The 14,890-nt window shown below is 58.4% G+C and carries 16 protein-coding genes, 1 tRNA gene and 1 pseudogene; 11 read left to right on the forward strand and 7 right to left on the reverse strand.

The annotated features are described in order from the left end of the window. Positions 1-78: 78 nt before the first annotated feature. Positions 79-321, forward strand: coding sequence for a hypothetical protein (locus tag EI969_RS11680; protein ID WP_160387940.1), 243 nt, complete (start codon positions 79-81; stop codon positions 319-321). Then, the gene (locus EI969_RS11685) at positions 318-698 is read left to right on the forward strand and encodes a Rap1a/Tai family immunity protein (RefSeq protein WP_160387941.1); all 381 of its coding nucleotides are present in this window, start codon (positions 318-320) and stop codon (positions 696-698) included. Before EI969_RS11680 ends, EI969_RS11685 begins: the two co-directional genes overlap by 4 nt. A gap of 695 nt (positions 699-1,393) precedes the next feature. On the opposite strand, the gene EI969_RS11690 is transcribed toward EI969_RS11685, so the two are convergent. Further along, positions 1,394-2,476, reverse strand: coding sequence for a ParA family protein (locus tag EI969_RS11690; protein WP_160387942.1), 1,083 nt, complete (start codon positions 2,474-2,476; stop codon positions 1,394-1,396). 302 nt (positions 2,477-2,778) lie between these two features. Continuing rightward, positions 2,779-2,987 (reverse strand): annotated as a pseudogene (locus tag EI969_RS11695) (hypothetical protein). Between the two features lie 537 nt (positions 2,988-3,524). On the opposite strand from EI969_RS11695, the gene EI969_RS11700 reads away from it, so the two are divergent. The 8 genes from EI969_RS11700 to EI969_RS11735 all read left to right on the forward strand — a co-directional run bounded on the left by EI969_RS11700 (position 3,525) and on the right by EI969_RS11735 (position 11,265). Then, positions 3,525-3,611 (forward strand) — tRNA-Leu (locus EI969_RS11700). A gap of 323 nt (positions 3,612-3,934) precedes the next feature. Beyond that, complete coding sequence (locus tag EI969_RS11705; RefSeq protein ID WP_160387943.1) at positions 3,935-4,363, forward strand: DUF2511 domain-containing protein; 429 nt, start codon at positions 3,935-3,937, stop codon at positions 4,361-4,363. 249 nt (positions 4,364-4,612) lie between these two features. Next, the gene (locus EI969_RS11710; RefSeq protein ID WP_160387944.1) at positions 4,613-5,764 is read left to right on the forward strand and encodes an efflux RND transporter periplasmic adaptor subunit; all 1,152 of its coding nucleotides are present in this window, start codon (positions 4,613-4,615) and stop codon (positions 5,762-5,764) included. Next, positions 5,761-6,447 carry an ABC transporter ATP-binding protein gene (locus EI969_RS11715; protein WP_160387945.1) on the forward strand — a complete coding sequence of 229 codons (687 nt, stop codon included), beginning with the start codon at positions 5,761-5,763 and terminating at the stop codon, positions 6,445-6,447. Before EI969_RS11710 ends, EI969_RS11715 begins: the two co-directional genes overlap by 4 nt. Continuing rightward, positions 6,447-7,658: an ABC transporter permease gene (locus EI969_RS11720; RefSeq protein ID WP_160387946.1), complete on the forward strand. Its 1,212-nt coding sequence runs from the start codon at positions 6,447-6,449 to the stop codon at positions 7,656-7,658. Before EI969_RS11715 ends, EI969_RS11720 begins: the two co-directional genes overlap by 1 nt. Then, positions 7,658-8,854 (forward strand): ABC transporter permease, encoded by a 1,197-nt coding sequence (locus EI969_RS11725; RefSeq protein WP_160387947.1) that lies wholly within the window; start codon positions 7,658-7,660, stop codon positions 8,852-8,854. The genes EI969_RS11720 and EI969_RS11725 overlap by 1 nt, the downstream gene beginning before the upstream one ends. Before the next feature lie 146 nt (positions 8,855-9,000). Continuing rightward, entirely contained in the window at positions 9,001-10,548 is a 1,548-nt protein-coding gene (locus tag EI969_RS11730) for a phospholipase D family protein (RefSeq protein ID WP_160387948.1), read from the forward strand. A gap of 111 nt (positions 10,549-10,659) precedes the next feature. Beyond that, positions 10,660-11,265, forward strand: coding sequence for a hypothetical protein (locus EI969_RS11735; protein WP_160387949.1), 606 nt, complete (start codon positions 10,660-10,662; stop codon positions 11,263-11,265). Between the two features lie 95 nt (positions 11,266-11,360). Here the strand turns inward: EI969_RS11735 and EI969_RS11740 are convergent, their stop codons facing one another. Then, on the reverse strand, positions 11,361-12,203 hold the full coding sequence (locus tag EI969_RS11740; protein ID WP_160387950.1) for an NAD(P)H-binding protein: 843 nt from the start codon (positions 12,201-12,203) through the stop codon (positions 11,361-11,363). 177 nt (positions 12,204-12,380) lie between these two features. Here EI969_RS11740 and EI969_RS11745 point away from each other — a divergent pair, with 177 nt between their 5' ends. Beyond that, a complete protein-coding gene (locus EI969_RS11745; RefSeq protein WP_160387951.1) occupies positions 12,381-13,046 on the forward strand; it encodes a TetR/AcrR family transcriptional regulator in 666 nt (221 codons plus the stop codon). Between the two features lie 11 nt (positions 13,047-13,057). On the opposite strand, the gene EI969_RS11750 is transcribed toward EI969_RS11745, so the two are convergent. The 4 genes from EI969_RS11750 to EI969_RS11765 form a co-directional block, all read right to left on the reverse strand. Beyond that, the gene (locus tag EI969_RS11750; protein WP_160387952.1) at positions 13,058-13,483 is read right to left on the reverse strand and encodes a hypothetical protein; all 426 of its coding nucleotides are present in this window, start codon (positions 13,481-13,483) and stop codon (positions 13,058-13,060) included. Between the two features lie 73 nt (positions 13,484-13,556). Then, positions 13,557-13,841, reverse strand: a complete 285-nt coding sequence (locus EI969_RS11755; RefSeq protein WP_160387953.1) for a hypothetical protein — start codon at positions 13,839-13,841, stop codon at positions 13,557-13,559. A gap of 204 nt (positions 13,842-14,045) precedes the next feature. Then, the gene (locus tag EI969_RS11760) at positions 14,046-14,276 is read right to left on the reverse strand and encodes a hypothetical protein (RefSeq protein WP_007975977.1); all 231 of its coding nucleotides are present in this window, start codon (positions 14,274-14,276) and stop codon (positions 14,046-14,048) included. A gap of 130 nt (positions 14,277-14,406) precedes the next feature. Continuing rightward, entirely contained in the window at positions 14,407-14,628 is a 222-nt protein-coding gene (locus EI969_RS11765) for a hypothetical protein (protein WP_160387954.1), read from the reverse strand. Positions 14,629-14,890: the final 262 nt, after the last annotated feature.

Here is a 14,890-nt window from a genome sequence, read left to right on the forward strand (position 1 = left end):
GCACCCCAGGCCCGGCCTAAAAAACGAGTTAAGTCAGTAGAAGAGGCGCGTTTCGAGTCTGAATATAGGAGTCTAAGTATGAGTAAAACTAAACCAATTACGTTGAGCCCCATGCTGATTGAGCGTTGTAAGGCAGCGGTTCGTGGTCTTATCAAGGAGTTGCGCACTATGCCTGCGGCGATGGTGGCGGTTGAGTACGCTGAGCTTAACGGTAGGCTTTGCACCCTTTTTGCTCTAGGTTTGATCGATGCTGATGAGGAGCAGGAGCTTCATCTTCAGGCAAACAAGGCGCGGCAGGTTGCCGAGGAAAATGCGCAATGAAGGCATGGATTTTATTCGTAATGGCAGTTAGTGCCACTCTCAGCAGCAATAGAGGTTTTGCAGACGTAACAGATGGCAACGCATTGCTAAAACAGTGTGACGCAGCTGTTAAGTATTTAGATGAAAAGAGTCCGAAGGCATCGATTGCTGACGCTATGTACTGTTTCGGATTAGTGACAGGCGTGATGAACACTTTGGCAACATATGGGCGTCAGCTTCCGAAAGCTGAGGGAACCTGTTTCCCCAGTGAAGGCATCAGCACATCTCAAGCTGTGCGTATAGTCGCAAAAAGTATTAGAGATGCCCCGGAGAGCCTGCATTTACCAGGATCAGTGTTAGCTATCGTTGCATTCAATCAAGCCTATCCTTGTAAATGAACCTTTCCTACTTTCCTACAGGCCAGCAAGCTGAATTGAAAGAAAAGCCTTATGGGGCGGATCGGTTGATCGGCTTTGACCTGCGAGCGAGTGGCCGGTGACAAAAAGTTGTTCTCTAAAATTCCATGGGGCAAAAATGGGGCAAGTCGCCCGCCAACCAATGCCATTTAATGCCAAGCGAGCAGTAACCGCGATATGTCAAAGAAGCCCTATAGCCCTTTATTTGCAGGGCTGTAGGGTTTTTTTGCATTAGTACTCCAACACAATCGGGGTGTGATGGAGCTGCTGTTAAGGCCAGAACGGATGGACGAGCGCCGCTGCAAAGTCAGGTGATGGATCACCCCGATATCCGCCTGATTTTTGAAGCACTTCATTTCGAGACGTTGGACATCCACTAAAGCAACACCAATCAGCCAAGGAAAAAGCCCAGGTTAGTGGCGAACTTGTGATTATGAATTGGAACCCCAGACAGTTGGGAGACTTGTTGTGAAATCTCTTCGTAATATGTAATGATAGATATTAAGCTTGGTGGTGAAATTCGTTGCCTTGTGTGGTTTGTTTTTTATTAAGTGGCGGGGGCGCAACTAAATTCCGCAGCTAATAGGTTAGGCAAAATTAGAAAGACAACCCTGCTACCTTGTTTCTCGGTGTAGGGTTGTTTTTTTCGGATGGAGAGGTAGGGGGCGAATGATTACTTATAGCTTGTCAACGAAATCCACAACGTTGACCAACGATTCTTCGTAATTGGAGCGTGGAACTTTTACGGGGTCTCCATATGGCATGTCATATTTGTTTTGCTTGGGGAGGCGGTGAAGCGGAATGCCAAGGCTTGCTGATACTTTTCCCGCTGTATGGAAGTCTTTGATGTTGGATACGTAAACTTCTTCCCAGTCTTTTTTTGATTCTAGGACTTCACCGACATCTACAAAAATATCTGGATCGTTTTGGTATTGATCCCATGCGTACTCTAATAAATCGGAGCGAATCGAGTTGTACGCCGTCGCGACTCCAGAGTTTGTCGTGTAATTATTGAAAACCAGTTCGTAAATTTTTGGGAGTTCTAAGTCGAATTTTTGAATTTGGTTGTGGAATGTGATGGTGTTTGATGCATAATTTTTTGCGGCAGCAGAAGGATATTTTCCGTACAGCAACATCAAGATGCCTTTAACCCCTTCAAGGGAACTAAAGTCGGCCATCATCGGTACTACCAAGTAATCAGACGAAACTAATGCCATTTGCGTGTATATGGAAAAGCTAGGATTGCAGTCGACGAAGACCGTCATGTCCTCGTAAGTTGACTTTTGAAGCTCCAATGCACATAGACGTCTGATCGCTGTAGCATATTCTTTCCAGGCATTTACATTGCCTGGGTTCATGGTCTGATAATTCAAGGCTACGGTTTGTGACTCGAGAAATGAATCGCCGGCAATCAAAAAAAGATTGTCGGTAATGCGGTCATTGTACTGGGAAACTTGAGTCATGTAGCTGAGGCTCGTAGGGAGGCTGGTGAAACCAGAGTTCCCCTTTATCAGCCAGTCCATAAAACCTACGACGTTTCGGCGTGTTGCTGATGATTGAAGCTTTTGGTTAGCGTTGTACCCTGCATAGGCGCCGCCGAGGAAAAATTGGGAAATGTTTGCTTGGGGGCAGAGGTCAATCACGAGTGTCAGCTTGGTCGGATTTTTTTCGGCATACAGACTTGCCGCATTTTGGCACAGTGTCGTTTTGCCAACGCCTCCCTTGTTGTTATAGAACGCATAGATCCGATCGACCGCCATTGTGATGCTCCTTTGATATCAGATCGACCATCAGAACCCATCTTCTGGCGCAAAGGCAAGCAGCTTGAGTGCATTCGATAGGATGATTTCTGATACCGAACGGCGTTTTTTAAAGTGTTTTGATGCGATTCGATGCGACTTAACCAATTGATTTCTTACGTATAACGCTTCATCACGGCGCGCTGAAGATCGCATCGTGATGTTTGCCGTCTAGAGTTTTAGCTAGGTCAACAGCTCAACAAGATTTCCCATTCAGCCTTACCCTAAGTCTGTTGGGCCTTTTGATTATTGGCCAATTGCAGTCACTCCGGCGTCATCATCGCCGCAAGTGTCATCTTGATGAATTCCTCGTTGCGGTCGATCGCATCCAGGGCGCCGCGCACGTTGTCGGCGACATCTGCGGCTCCCCGCTCTCGACCCAATTCGTGAGCTCTATGATGGCGGCTTATAGAGCGAGTTAATTTTCATTGATTTTGAAGAGTAGGGAAGGGAGCAGGTTTGAGTCAGGCATCGCGAATCTTCCATGGTGAGCTCAGCATAATCGTCGGAAATTGCCTTGCAACCGTACGTGAAAACTCTTGAGATCCGGGCAATCAGCCCCTAAAGGGGAAGCTTTGCCAATAGCTCGCTGTTTTCTGTCATCGCCCCAAGAAAAATCTTGATGAGGTTGAGACCGACTAGCACCGGAAAATGGTTCCGCAACCCAAAACCCGCCCCTTGAAATCCGCTGGATACAGCTCCTTGAAAATCAGTAGCTTGCGGAACGCATAGCGTGCTAACCTATTGATCTACTTAGCTTTGTGGGTGGATTGCAAATCCGCCTACGCCGGTTCGATTCCGACCTCGGCCTCCACTAATAAACAAGCTCCGTAGATCTATGATTTACGGAGCTTTTTTATTTGCAGTAGCCTGCAAGATTTAGACTTGAAAAGGCTATTTGCAAACTTGCTTCACCGGGGCGGGATGTATATATTCCCAGCTCTGCTGCACAAGCGTCAGAACGGCCAGACCCTGGTTTGGCAAAAATCTGACGCTTCACCGCGCTACCGCCCGAATGGCGAAACTGGTAGACGCATGGGACTTAAAATCCCCCGCTCGTAAGGGCGTGCCGGTTCGATTCCGGCTTCGGGCACCATGAATATCAAGGGCTTGCGTGAGATACCTCATGCAGGCCCTTAGTTTTTTTTATTGCCGCAATTCGCCCGCAAATCGCGCATTCGGAAGTCGGCCTTGATTCCCTTGGGCGACATATCTACGCAAAAGCACCAGGCCCCTGATATGTATCGCTCTCTCCCTGAAAGCGATAAACTCCATATTCACCATTTGCTCAGTGCGTTTGCTGAGCCGGTGTCGCGACACAACCAATAAATGCTTCAAACCCAATGGTCCGGAAGGCACCTTGGGAAGGAAAACCATGTCTGTCGTTTTGGCAGAACTCAGGATGAGAGGGAAACACAAATGGCTTTGGCAGCCTCCAAAGAGTGCATGCATCAAATTTCACCGTCGGCGAATGCGTGCCCCGAGTGCGGGACAAAAAAGAAACCTTCAAGAACGTCAAAGCTGGTAGGACTCGCAGCCACCGCCGGAGTCATTTACTGGTTTACGTTTCATGTCTTGTTTCCAGGCATCTCCGTTACCCGGTCTGAGTACGGCGAGAAATGGCCTCTGACCATTTCCGAAGGAACACTTTCCTGCGTGAGTCCGTCATCGGTCCTGCTCGAGTTCCAGGGCGTAACCTATGCAATGAACGATTCTGCTGGCAGCCATGCGAAGCAGTCCGGCTGGACCGACGTCAATAGAATTTGGCGTAATGATCCCGAAAACAAAGGATCGAAAGTGGCGATGACACCACTTATCGAGCGAGGGCTTGCGCTCTGCGCGAAATAGCCGGGTAAAGCAAAGGGGCCGCTGCAATGGCGGCTCCCGTTTAGTGCACATTGTCAGTCTCTACATCCATCTCGACACTCCGAAACTTTCGTTGCTCCAAGGGGCTTTGCGAGAGAAATAAATCTCATTACGCCAGATATCTGACGCACCCATGACGCTCGTCTGAAAAGCGTCGGATAAATGACGTTTCGCGTTGAGCTTTTACCTTCCTGACCTAGGCTCAAGCCAAGTGGGGAGGAGGTACAGGCCATGCGCAAATTATTGATTGGCTCGTCGATGCTGGCCTGTCTGGTGGTACTGGGCGGTTGGTTGAGTCGCCCACAGCCGTTGCCGGTCAGGCTGCTGGAGGTTGAGCGAGGGCCGGTGGAGACACTGGTGGCCAACACCCGCGCGGGTACGCTGAAGTCCTGTCGACGTTCGCATCTGTCCTTCAATGTTGGCGGCCAGGTTGCCGAGTTGCTGATCGGCGAGGGCCAGCGGGTCGAGGCGGGTCAGGTGCTCATGCGCCTGCGCCAGGACGAACAACAGGCTCGGCTGCAGGAGGCCGAGGCGCGGCTGGAGGCCCAACGCAGTGTCCGCGAACAGCGCTGCCAGCAGGCTCATCTGGACCGCCGCGACCTCGATCGCCTGGGCCAACTGGCCGACCGCAAGTTGGTGGCCGCTGATCGCCTCGATCAGGCCGAGACCAAGGCTCACCTGGCGAAGCTGATGTGCAGTGCCAGTGCCGTGCTGATCCGCGAGGCCGACGCCAGCCTGCAGTTGCAGCGTTCACTGCTGGAGCAGACGACCCTGCGTGCGCCATTCGCCGGCATAGTCGCAGAAATCAACGGCGAACTCGGCGAGTTCGTCACCCCTTCGCCGCCGGGTATTCCCACGCCGCCGGCGGTCGATCTGATCGACGACAGCTGCCTGTATGTCGAGGCGCCGATCGATGAGGTGGACGCTGCCCGGGTTCGCCCCGGCACCGCCGTGCGGATCAGCCTGGATGCCTTCCGTGGCCAGCATTTCGCCGGCCGCGTCAGTCGCATCGCACCCTATGTGCGTGAGCTGGAGAAGCAGGCGCGCACCGTCGATGTCGAGGTGCGCTTCGACCAGCCGCCGGCCGATCTGGCCCTGCTGACCGGCTATAGCGCCGATGTCGAGATCCTCCTGGAGCAGCGCGCACGTGCCTTGCGCATCCCCACCGAAACCCTGTTGGAGGGGCAGCGTGTGCTGCGCTATGACCCGAGCGCCCGGGTGTTGCGCGAGGTGGCGGTGCAAACCGGCTTGAGCAACTGGCGCTGGACCGAGGTGCTCGCCGGGCTGGACGAGGACGCGCGTATAGTCGCCAGCCTCGATCAGAAAGGACTCAAGGACACCGTGTCGGTGATCCCGGTGGATGCCGCGGAGACTGAGCGATGATCCGCCTGCGCGGCGGCAGCCGCAGCTTCCAGTTGGGCGAACAGCAGGTGATGGGGCTGGACGGTCTGGATCTGGACATCGCCGCCGGTGACTACATGGCGGTGATGGGCCCGTCGGGCTCGGGCAAGTCGACCCTGTTGAACATCCTCGGTCTGCTCGATGCGCCGAGCGCCGGTGAATACTGGCTGCAGGGCGAGGCCACGGCGACGCTGAGCGAGGCGCGGCGTGCGCAAATGCGCAGCCAACTGATAGGTTTCGTGTTCCAGTCCTACCACCTGATCGCACGACTGACGGTGCTGGAAAATATCGAGCTGCCGATGGTCCTCGCCGGCATCGGCGCGGCGCAACGACGCAAGCGCAGCAGCCAATTGGTGGCGCGCCTGGGGCTGGGCGAGCGCATTGCCCACCGCCCGGCCGAGCTGTCCGGTGGCCAGCGCCAGCGCGTCGCCATCGCCCGGGCGATGGTCATGCAACCGGCGCTGTTGTTGGCCGACGAGCCCACCGGCAATCTCGATAGCCAGGCCGGCGCGGAGGTCTTCAGCCTGCTGGAGGAGCTCAACGGCGAGGGCCTGACCCTGATAGTGGTGACCCACGACGCCAGCCTGGGCGCCCGCGCGCAGCGCCAGTTACACATGCGTGACGGGCGGATCCACAGTGCTGCGCCACAGCGGGCGCTGGTCTGATGCGCGCTGCCGATGCCCTGGGCTTCTGGATCGGCGCCTTGCGCGGGCATCGGTCGCGCAGCCTGATGCTGCTGCTGGCCATCGCTATCGGGGTGGTTGCGGTCAATCTGCTCACCGGCCTCGGCGCGGGGGCGCGGGCCTTCGTCCTGAACGAATTCTCGCTGCTCGGGCGCGACATCCTCATCGTTTTCCCGGGCCGCAAGGAAACCACGGGGCGCATACCGCCGCTCACCGGCCTGACACCGCACGAGTTGACCTTGCAGGACGTCCAGGCCATCACCCGGTTGCCGGGCATCCGCCGCGTCGCGCCGATGCAGGCCGGGCAGATGGAGGTGATAGTCGGCAACCGCAATCGTGAGGTGCTGACCCTGGGTACCACGCGGGACTTCTTCGCCATTCGCCAACTGACGGTCGTCCAGGGCCAGCCCCTGCCGGCGCTGGACCCTGAGCAGGCCGAGGCCGTCTGCGTGATCGGCGGCAAACTCCGGCGCGAGCTGTTCGGTGCGCGCCCGGCCCTGGGTGAATGGCTGCGCGCCGGCGACCGGCGCTTCCGGGTGGTCGGCATCCTCGGTGAGCGGGGCGAATCCCTGGGGATGGATTTCTCCGAGATGTTGATCATCCCGGTGGCCAGTGCCCAGGCCTTGTTCAATCGCGAGGGGTTGTTGCGGGTGTTTGTCGAGGTGCGGGGTCCGGGCTTTCTCGACCGTAGCAAGCGGCTGATACTCGCCACGCTCAAGGAGCGCCACGAGGGTGAGGAAGACATCACCCTGGTCAGCCAGGACAGCCTGCTCAGCGCCTTCGACGAGATACTTGCGGTGCTGACCCTGGCGGTGGCCGGGATTGCCGCGATCAGTTTGCTGGTGGCCGGTATCCTGATCATGAACGTGACCTGGATTGCGGTGAGCCAGCGCAGCGCCGAAATCGGCCTGCTCAAAGCCATCGGTGTGACGGCGGCGCAGATGCGCCTGCTGTTCCTCGGCGAGGCGGCGCTGCTCGCCCTGACGGGGGCGCTGGCGGGGCTGCTGCTGGCCGAAACCTTGCTCTGGCTGGGGCGCCAGGCGTTCGATCTGCCGCTCTATGCACCCTGGTGGGCGCGGATTAGCGCGGTGCTGCTGGCACTCGGCACGGCGCTGCTGTTCGCCTGGTTGCCGGCCACTCGGGCCTCGGCGCTGGAGCCGGTGGCGGCGCTAAGCCCGCCGGGAGCGCACTGATGCGCTGGCAAGATGGTTTGCGGCTGACCAGCTCGGCGCTGACCTGTCGACCCTTGCGCAGCCTGCTGACCCTGCTCGGGATAGCGATCGGGATAGCCGCCGTGGCGCTGCTCACGGCCATCGGCGAAGGTGTGCGCGGCTATGTGCTGGAGAACTTCTCGCAGTTCGGTACGCGGATCATCACCGTGCGCCCGGGCAAGACCCAGACCAGCGGCCTCGGCGGTCTGCTCGGCAGCGTACGGCCACTGACCATCAGTGATACCGACGCCCTGCGGCGCTTGCCGCATGTCGAGGCGGCGGTGCCGATCATTCAGGGCAGCGGGGATATCCAGTTCGGTCAACTGAGCCGGCGCAGCGACATTGTCGGTGGCGGCCATCAGATGGCGCAGGCCTGGCGCATGCAGCTGAGCCTGGGCGAGTTCCTGCCCGCGGCCCGTGACGGTCGTTCGCCGCCCTATGTGGTGCTCGGCCATCAGTTGCGTGTCGAACTGTTCGGTGCACGCAATCCGCTGGGCGAACTGATCCGTGTCGGCGGCGTGCGTTTCCGGGTGATCGGCGTGATGGCGCAGAAGGGCCAGTTGCTCGGCTTCAACCTCGACGATATTGCCTACATCCCGGTGGATTGGGCCGAAAGCCTGTTCAACCGCACCGGAGTGGTCAAAGTCCATGTGGTGTTCGGCGCCGGCACCACTTCGCGGACGTTGAGTCGGCAGATTCGCCAGGTGCTCAGCGAACGGCACGGCGTGGAGGACTTCAGCCTGACCACTCAGGACGACATGCTGCGCAGCTTCAACCGCGTTCTCGGCACCCTGAGCCTGGCCATCGGTGCCCTGGGGGGCATTTCCCTGTTGGTCGGCGCCGTCGGCATTCTCACCATCATGACCACCACTGTGGGCGAGCGCACCGCGGAAATCGGCCTGTTGCGGGCGATCGGTGCCAGTCCGCGGCAGGTGCTCGGGCTGTTTCTCGCCGAAGCGACGCTGCTGTCCCTGGCCGGTGGCCTGTTGGGTCTGCTGTTGATGGGCCTCCTGCTCGGGCTACTGCACCTGGCCATGCCGAGCCTGCCCCTGGCGCTGCAGCCGCTGTTTTTGCTGCTGGCGCTGCTGCTGGCGGCGGTGCTCGGCATTCTCGCCGGCCTGGCTCCGGCACTGCGGGCGGCCCGCCTGCATCCGGTGGCGGCGCTGCACAGTGAATAGCGGCCAGTCGCTACCCTGGAAATTTCGACAGGCTGCCGGAAACGGGCTTTACTGGATTAAGCCGTGCAGATTACCGGGGGCTGCATGTTCTCGGCAGCCAGTATGCCGAGTTCAACACTACACCCGTCGAGCTTGAGGACCAGCCCATGTCCCGGTTCCTCTGCACCATGTTGCTCGCGCTGCTGCTGGTCGGCTGCGCCACCCCGCGCTTGCCCCACGAAATCAGCGAGGCGATACCCGCCAGCGAATCGGCTTTCGGGCGCTCGATCCAGGTTCAGGCCGCCGCGCATGAAGGGCGCTCGGGGTTTCGCTTGCTGCCCAACAGCAGTGAAGCCTTCAAGGCGCGCGCCGAGTTGATCCGCAACGCACAGAAAACCGTCGATCTGCAGTACTACATCGTGCATAACGGCCTGAGCACCCGGGCGCTGGTGCGTGAATTGCTGCTGGCAGCCGATCGCGGCGTACGGGTCCGCATCTTGCTCGATGACACGGCCAGCGACGGCCAGGAACAGGTCATCGCGACCCTGGCGGTGCACAGGAACATCCATATCCGCGTCTTCAACCCTTTGCATCTGGGGCGCAGCACCGTGGTCACCCGGACCATGGGCCGTCTGCTTGATCTTTCCCAACAACACCGACGCATGCACAACAAACTCTGGCTGGCCGACAACAGTGCAGCGATCGTCGGTGGACGCAACCTGGGGGATGAATATTTCGACGCCAAGCCCGATCTCAACTTCACCGACATGGACCTGCTGTGCATCGGCCCGGTCGCCGAGCAGTTGGGGCATAGCTTCGATCAGTACTGGAACAGCGCCTTGAGCCAGTCGATCAGCGACTTCCTGCTGAACAAGCCGACAGCACAGGATTTGCTCGAGAGCCGTCAGCGCCTGGAGCAGTCGCTCGAGGCCTCACGTATCGAGAACCCGGCGTTGTACAACCATCTCATGACCTACCGGACTCACCCGCAGTTGGCGACCTGGCGCAAGCAACTGATCTGGGCCCATAACAAGGCAATGTGGGACGCTCCGAGCAAGGTCCTGGCGGACGGCGAACCGGCACGGGCGTTATTGATGGCCACGCAACTGCGGCCTGAACTCGATGGAGTCAATAACGAGTTGATCATGATCTCGGCCTATTTCGTCCCGCAAAAGCCGGGCATGGATTATCTGCTGGGGCGTGCCGATGCCGGCGTTGATGTGCGCCTGCTGACCAACTCACTGGAAGCGACCGATGTGCCGGCGGTGCATGGTGGCTATGCACCGTATCGCAAGGAGCTGCTCGAACATGGCGTGAAACTCTATGAGCTTCGGCGCCAGCCGGACGACCCCGGTCGTAGCTCTTCGTTTGGCTTGAGTGGTGGCTCGGACTCCAGCCTGCACACCAAGGCCATGATCCTGGACAAACAGAAAGTGTTCATCGGTTCGTTCAATTTCGACCCGCGTTCAGTGTTCTGGAACACTGAAGTCGGGGTGCTGGTCGACAGTCCCGAACTGGCCGGTTACGTGCGCCAACTGGCGCTTGAGGGCATGGCGCCGGCGATGAGTTACCAGGCCCGGCTGGAAAACGGCGAGGTCGTCTGGTTCACCGAGGACGACGGTCGCCAGCACGTCTTGCGCAAGGAGCCCGGTGGCAAATGGCGCAGCTTCAAGGCCTGGCTCAGTGACAAGATCGGCCTGGAGAAAATGCTCTGAGGGTGACGCGATCAAGCTGGAAGTCTTCTGAGGTGTTTGCATGCACTTGCATGACTCAGGCTTCTTGCCGTCAGCGGAGGGCACTGGTGCCCTTACTTTTGAGAGTGATGAATGAAACAGGGACAGGTTTTGCTGTTGGCTTTGTTGTTTGCGTTTTTGACAGGTTGCACGACTGCACCACCCAAAGATCAAGGCAACCTCTGCAGTATTTACCTTGAGTATCCCGACTGGTACGAGGAGTCGCTCAAGATGCAGAGTGAATTCGGGACACCACTGCACGTGGCCATGGCGATCATGAAGCAGGAAAGCAGTTTCGTGGCTGACGCTTTGCCGCCACGTGACTACCTGCTCTGGGTGATCCCCTGGGGGCGAGTCAGCTCCGCGTACGGTTATGCGCAGGCGCAGGATCCGGTGTGGGGCGAATACAAGGGCGATACCGGCAACGGGGGTTCGCGTGACAGTTTCGACGACGCGATCATGTTTATCGGGTGGTACACCACGGGCACCCAGCGTCAGCTCGGAATCTCCAAGTGGGATACCTACAATCAGTACCTGGCGTATCACGAGGGGCGTGGGGGCTATAGCCGCAGTTCCTATCGCGCCAAACCGTGGCTGATGCAGGTTGCCCAGAAAGTGCAGAAGCAGTCGGAGATTTACAACGCCCAACTCAAGCAGTGTCGCCAGGCACTGGAAGATGATCGCGGTGGGTGGTTCTAGCGCGCCGGGTCTGCCTGATCTGGCTCCTGCCAATTAAGGCGCCGTAGTTCGATACGCAGAGACCCTGGCTGACGAAGCCTGTTCCCGCCAATGCGTTACGTCGCACGCTCATTTCCCCAGGTGCCCGTAGCCGCGGTGCGCTGCACGTAGTCGCTGAAGTCGCACGCCGGCCGTCCCAATGCCCGCTGGACGCCATCGGTCACGGCTGTGTTGCGGCCGTCGAGCACCGTGGTGAAAAGGTACAGCACCAAATCGATCAGCTCCGGGGGAAGGTGTTCCTGTTCCAGTGCCTGTCGATAGGCATCCGCGGGCACGGCCACGAACTCGATAGTGCGGTGGGTCGCACGGGCGATCTCGGTCACGGCTTGGGTAAAAGTCAGTGCGCGGGGGCCGGTCAACTCATAGAGCTGGCGGGTGTGGCCGGGATGGGTCAGGGCCGCGACGGCACACTCGGCGATGTCCTCTGCATCGACAAAGGGCTCGGCGACATCGCCGACGGGGAGTGCGAGTTCGCCTTGCACGATGGGCTCGAGAAAGTGCGCCTCGCTGAAGTTCTGGCAAAACCAGCTGGCCCGCAGAATCGTCCAGTCGATCCCGCTGTCCTGTACTACTTGCTCAGCCTGCTGCGCTTCGATTTCGCCGCGACCGGATAACAGCACCAGTTTGCGGACTCCGTTTTTCACCGCCAGGTCGGTGAACGCCTGGATGCTTTCAAGGGCGCCGGGCACGGCGAGATCGGGCTGGAAGGAAATGTAGACCGCATGTACATCCTGCATGACGGCATCCCAGGTTGATCGATCCTGCCAGTCGAAGGGGGGATTCGCATCGCGGGAACCGTGGCGAACGGGCAGGCCGGCCGCTTCCAGTCGTTGGGTGATTCGCCGTCCGGTCTTGCCGGTGGCGCCGAGGACCAGTGTGATTGGTTGAGCGGTTTGCATGGCGTTCATCTCCAACGGTTAATGTGAGTGATGCTCACGTTTAAAAGATGATAGATCCTCATGTTTATCCGTCAAGCCATCAGATCGAACGGCCCGACGTGCGGCACCTGTTGTTGGGTATGGGAATTGGCAATGCTAAGGTGAGTACATGTCACGTTATCGACCGGGAACTCACTCGTGCGCAAAAAGACCCCTGAAGCCTCCGAGCAGCCTGCTGCAGTCGCTGTTCGACGCAATCCCACGCAACAGCGCAGTCGCGAACGCCAGGAGCGGATTCTGGCCGCGGCGACTCGATTGATTGCGGACAAGGGCAGCGATCAACTGAAGATGAGTGAAATCGCCGAGCGCTCAGAGATCTCGATCGGTTCCCTTTATCAGTATTTTCCCGACAAGAGTTCCGTCATCCATACCCTGGCCGAACGCTACAACGCCGAGAGCCGTCGTTGCATCACTGAGGCGATGGAGGCTGTCGAGGACGCCCAAGGCTTGCAGGCGGCCTATTCGCAGTTGCTCGATCTATATTACGAGATCGTCATGGCGACTCCGGTGATGCGTGACATCTGGTCGGCCATGCAGGCCGACAAGCAGTTGTTGCAGTTGGAATTGGGCGAGAGCCGGGTGGCGGGGGTGTTGCTGGCCCGGGCGATGTTTCGCGTGTATCCCGACCTCGATGAGCGACAGGTTCAGGAGTCGGCGTTTTTGATCTGGCACCTGGGGGAGGCGACCATGCGCCTGGCAGTCACTTGTGCACCGCAGGAAGGGCGAGCACTGGTCGAGGCGTTCAAGCGTATGTCCCTGCGCGAGATCATGCAGCCGGTGCGCAAGGACCCCGGTCCGCCGTAAAGACCCGGCCGCTATCTGGCGTTCCAGCGACCACCGCCGGTTTCACAATCGATCCTGGCTTGAGCCAGGTGTTCGGTATCGTAGTGGTACGTGATGATTTGGGCGTTGTCGGGGATGTTGATCGATTTGCTGTTTTTGTCTTTGCTGATGGATCGTGGGTTGGCCAGGGCTTCTTGCGTCAAGGTGCCAAGGCAAGTGGCCCGATAGTGATCGGCGCAATGTCCGACATTGTTTTTGCTGGTGCTGAGCATGTCCTTGCTTTCGTTGCTGCAAGACCAGTTGATCGAATCCCCGGGCATGCCCTGGTACTCATAACAGGAGTGGGTGTCGATCGCCGGGACCGAGTCGCTCTGGGAGCGGGTGACAACGTCGCAGCCCTGTGCAAATGCCCAGGCCGGGCTCAAGCAGGCAATGACGATGAAGGCTTTTGCGTTCATGGTTTTCCGCTCCGTTCGAGCCCTCGCGCAAGACAAGGGCCCATGGATTACGAAAATCTCTTTCAGCCTGATGCTAGACGAAGGGTTGGCCGGCAAACCCGCGAGGCAGGCGTTGCAAACCGGCCATCGCGGTCAGTCGCTCGGTCCAGGCTGAACGCCAGTTGATGGCGGTATGCACGGCTTTGGCCTTGCGTGCTGCGCGACGGGTGGCGTTGCGTTCGGCCTTGCGAGCCTCTTTGTAGGCGTCGGTGTTTCGGCAGCTTCTGCATTTCACGCGATTGAGTTCGCGGGTCGATACCAGGTTGTTGCCGTTGTGACCGCAGGCCAGGTGCCCGCTGACTTTGTAATGAGTGACCATTGGAACGTCTCCTCGCGACGTGTGAGCGGTTGACCCCACGCGAGCGGTGACGTTCGATTGGTTTTGGGCAACAAAAAATCCCGGCACCGGGCCGGGTCGTGCAAACAGGTGAAAGTCACTCAGGCAGGAGCGCACACGGAGACGTCGACGTCACCGCTCATGCGGCCGATCAGGCATATCCTCGCACTGCAAGTCCGTGGCGGATCATCTGAACCGGGGTAGAGGCCGGTCGACAGGTTGCAGAGACGACAGCGTGTGTCGGATCAGCGGTGTGTCCTTCTCGATGTCGTTCAGGCGATCACGAATTCTGAGGGCGGTGGGGTGTCCGCCTTGATGATCGACCCAGTCGGCGATTTCCTTGCAGGCTGCTGCCAGGCGGGCCTGACGGGAATCCAGCAAGGTGAGCAGGGTGGTGATGGACTCTTTTTCGGACATGGGAGACACCTCCGTTCAAGAAACCTGGTTGTGGCAGCAAAAAGCCCGCCAGGAGCGAGCTTTCTGCCGTTGGGGTCGCTGATCCTTCAGCCTTTCCAGTATAGACCCGTTAAAAAATGCTGGCATCCCGTCAACTTTGTCGGGCTGTCACTTGTGATTTGGCGTTCAACTGTTCGCAAACTCGCTGGGCGTCTTCTTCAGTGTCGAAGCCGTCTCCGATGTACCCTTCGGTGCGGGTATCGGAAATGCGATACCAGACCGCGGCATCCGGTGGCAGGTGGTCACTTTCACCCTCGCGACGGCCATGGATGATGATCTTGTTGCAACGCTTCACGACGAAAATGTCTTCCATGGCGTCTCCGCAGCGGATTCGTGTTCAGTTCAACTATAGAAGTCATTGCTGATCGTGCAAAAAAAAGGCTCCGCAGGCATTCCCGGGAAACACACAATCCCTGTGGGACCGCGTCAATCCCGGGACTCACCGATAACGCAATCCCTGTGGGAGCCGGCTTGCCGGCGATGGGCTCGGGTGCGCCGCGTTTTATCCTGGTTACAGGCGTTATCGTTGACGACCATCGCCAGCAAGCCGGCTCCTACAAGGGACCGCGTACCGG

This window comes from Pseudomonas sp. PB101, from assembly GCF_009764265.1.
Lineage (GTDB): Bacteria > Pseudomonadota > Gammaproteobacteria > Pseudomonadales > Pseudomonadaceae > Aquipseudomonas.